This is a genomic window from Catonella sp. (assembly GCF_052169795.1).
Classification (GTDB): Bacteria; Bacillota; Clostridia; order Lachnospirales; family Lachnospiraceae; genus Catonella.
The window spans coordinates 1-2,868 of the sequence record NZ_JBQNBU010000164.1 but is presented as its reverse complement, the minus strand read 5'-3'; the positions used below and the strand labels follow the sequence as shown (position 1 = coordinate 2,868).

At 32.6% G+C, this 2,868-nt stretch carries 1 protein-coding gene and 1 pseudogene; both read left to right on the top strand.

Going from position 1 to position 2,868, the window contains the following annotated elements:
- Positions 1–200 (top strand): annotated as a pseudogene (locus ACTTKP_RS12035) (hypothetical protein); the annotation flags it as partial.
- Between the two features lie 322 nt (positions 201–522).
- Complete coding sequence (locus ACTTKP_RS12030; RefSeq protein WP_442554126.1) at positions 523–2,574, top strand: hypothetical protein; 2,052 nt, start codon at positions 523–525, stop codon at positions 2,572–2,574.
- Positions 2,575–2,868: the final 294 nt, after the last annotated feature.

The following is a 2,868-nucleotide window of genomic DNA, read 5'->3' as shown; positions in this document are numbered from 1 at the left end:
AGGATGTGAGCGATATGTGTAACCTTAGTCAGGGAATTGAAGAAAAAGGCATAGAAAAAGGTATAGAAAAAGGTATTTTGCTATCACTAAAAAAACTCATGTCAAATTTAAAGCTGAATTTGGAGCAGGCACTTGACGCACTGGAAATTTCAGAGGAAGACAGGCCGCAGTACAGGGCAATGATAAATAATATTAAGTAAATTTTAGAGAGCTATAGTTTACAATGTGGTTGACGAAAACAGCACTGATACAATTATACATAGTAACCGAAGCATCTGTTTAACGAAAAGTTAGGCAGGTGCTTTGGCTGTTTAAAAATAAAATTATCTAAAATAATATCATTTGGACAAAATATGTCCGGTGAATTTAATAAACTATACATATAAAAAGTTGAAGGAGAATGAGAGAATGTAAATCTAGGAGACAATTATACAATCTGGTGTTTTCTAGGTCAGTACTGGGATGAATACAAAAAAGAAATGGAAGAATTGAGGAGTAGGTAAAAGATTAAGGAGGAAGGTAATGACATTAGTGGAGTTATTTGGAAAATATTATAATGGAGAAATTACAGATAAGAAAAAGATTAAAGAGATTTACAAAAAAGAGATAAAAATTTTTAAAGTTATTCATCCTGAAGATATAACAGATGATGGTTGTTATTCAATTGGAGATGGAAATGCAATATTAGATATTGAAACCTCAGACTTTAGCAAAAACGAAGATTTTAGAGAAAAACTTATAGAATTTTTAGATATTATATTAATAAAAAAGGGAGATAGTATGGAACACAAAGTACAATTATTTTACAAAGTAAATGAAAAAAATATTCATGGATATGAGGCTCATAAAAATATAAGCAGGGATGAAGAGGCAACTGTGGAAAATAATATGATGAAAATCATAACTCCCGTACATTTTGATGGATGTTTATCTTTTACAGGGAATATGGAAGAAGATATCAGAAAAATATGCTATAACATGGCATATGAGCTATATGGTAAGGACTTACCTAGAGATGTGGCTGACAGGCTTGAACATGAATTAACATCAATAGTATCAAGCGGACAAACTATTTTGTGTGCAATGGCACAAAATTTAGTCTGGAAGTCGAAAGAGGCTGGTTATCCTGTATTTGCCAGAGGAAGTATAGGTTCGCTTTTTGTTATGTTCTTGCTAGGGGTTACAGATATTAATCCGCTTCCTGCACATTATTACTGTGGAAATTGTAATTATTCGGACTTTGCTTCAGATGAAGTGAAAAAATCCTTTGGTATAAGTGGGTGCGATATGCCGGACAAATATTGTCCAATATGTGGCAAGCTGCTTAAAAAGGATGGACATAATATTCCAGCTGAATTCTCTATTGGACTTAACGGGGAAAAGAAGATGAACATAAGCATTGATTTTTCTGCCGAGTATCAGGAAAGATTGAATGACTTTGCAGAAGTAATTTTTGCCAAAGCACCAAGCTTTATAGAAGAGCCACAGAGTAATATAGTAGAGAAAATAATATGTGGATATGTATTTAAGAATTATAGCGGATGCGAAGGCATAGTAGCAAAAGACGATAGAACAGAGAAAAATTATATCGGATTTGTATTAAAAAGAAGGACTAAAGAAAGGTGTCTTAGAGGTACAGTTATACTTCCCTTGGATGATAATATGGATGACTGTATATATGTAAAAGAGAATGAAAGTAGTATGGCATTGATAAATAAAGTTGTTGATTATAAGTTAATTGCTGATTGTATGCTGAAATTCGGTACACTAGGTAATGATATGCTGACTATGATAAAAAGGCTTGAAGATATGACGGGAGTAAAGGCAAATATGATTGGCTTTGATGATGAAAAAGTGCTGTCGCTTTTTAGTGAGATTACAGCTTTGGGAATTAAAGCCGAAGAATTAAATGGCTGTGACATTGGACTCATTGGACTTCCTATGTTTAATTCAGATGTTGCTGTAAAGGTATTTAGAGAAATCAAGCCTAAGAGCTTCTCAGATATTGTGCGTGTATTGGGGCTTTGCCATGGAACAGGTATCTGGAAAGAAAATGTACAGGAGCTGATTAAAAATAATGAATGCGTGTTGAAAACTGCAATATGCACTAGAGATGATATTCTTTTTTATCTTACAGAAAAGGGCATTAATTTAAAGATGGCATTTGAAATAACTGAAAGCATACGAAAAGGTAAGGGAGTGACTTTGGAAGGGGAAAACGAGATGAAAAAGCACAATATACCTGAATGGTACATAAATTCCTGCAAGAAAATTGTATATTTGTTTTCAAAAGCACATGAAGCTTCTCTTGCTACAGTAATGTTTAGGTTAGGCTATTATAAGCTCTATTATCCGAATGAGTATTATACCACCTATTTTAGTATAAGAAAGAATGAATTTGATTATAAAGAATTGGAATGTGGAAAAGAAGAACTTTTAGATATAATAAAAGGTATTGAAAAGATTCCGAAGAATGATAGAAGTGAAAAAGATGCTGAAATGCTTAGTAATGCTTATGTTGTATTGGAAATGTATTTAAGGGGTTTAGAATGTATAACAACTGTTAGCGATTAAATAATTTTTGCTTATGAACAAAGAAACAGTTTCTTTGATATTGTGAAAGCAACGGTACCGGCATAAACGTTTCAATAAGAATCAGTTATACGGTTGACTGAAACGGACTGCTAATATATAATAAATGCATAGAAAAAACTGTGATTTTATACTATAATTTTAGTAGTATTTTATTAAAATTATTACAAAATAAATATATCAGAGGGGTTGACAAGAGAGATGGAAAATAGGATACTTCTAAGCAAGCAAGCAAGCAAGCAAGCAAGCAAGCAAGCAAGCAAGCAAGCAAGCAAG

Coding starts and splice junctions, on each gene's coding strand:
- ACTTKP_RS12030 (WP_442554126.1), top strand. CDS start 523: ATGACATTAGTGGAGTTATTTGGAAAATATTATAATGGAGAAATTACA.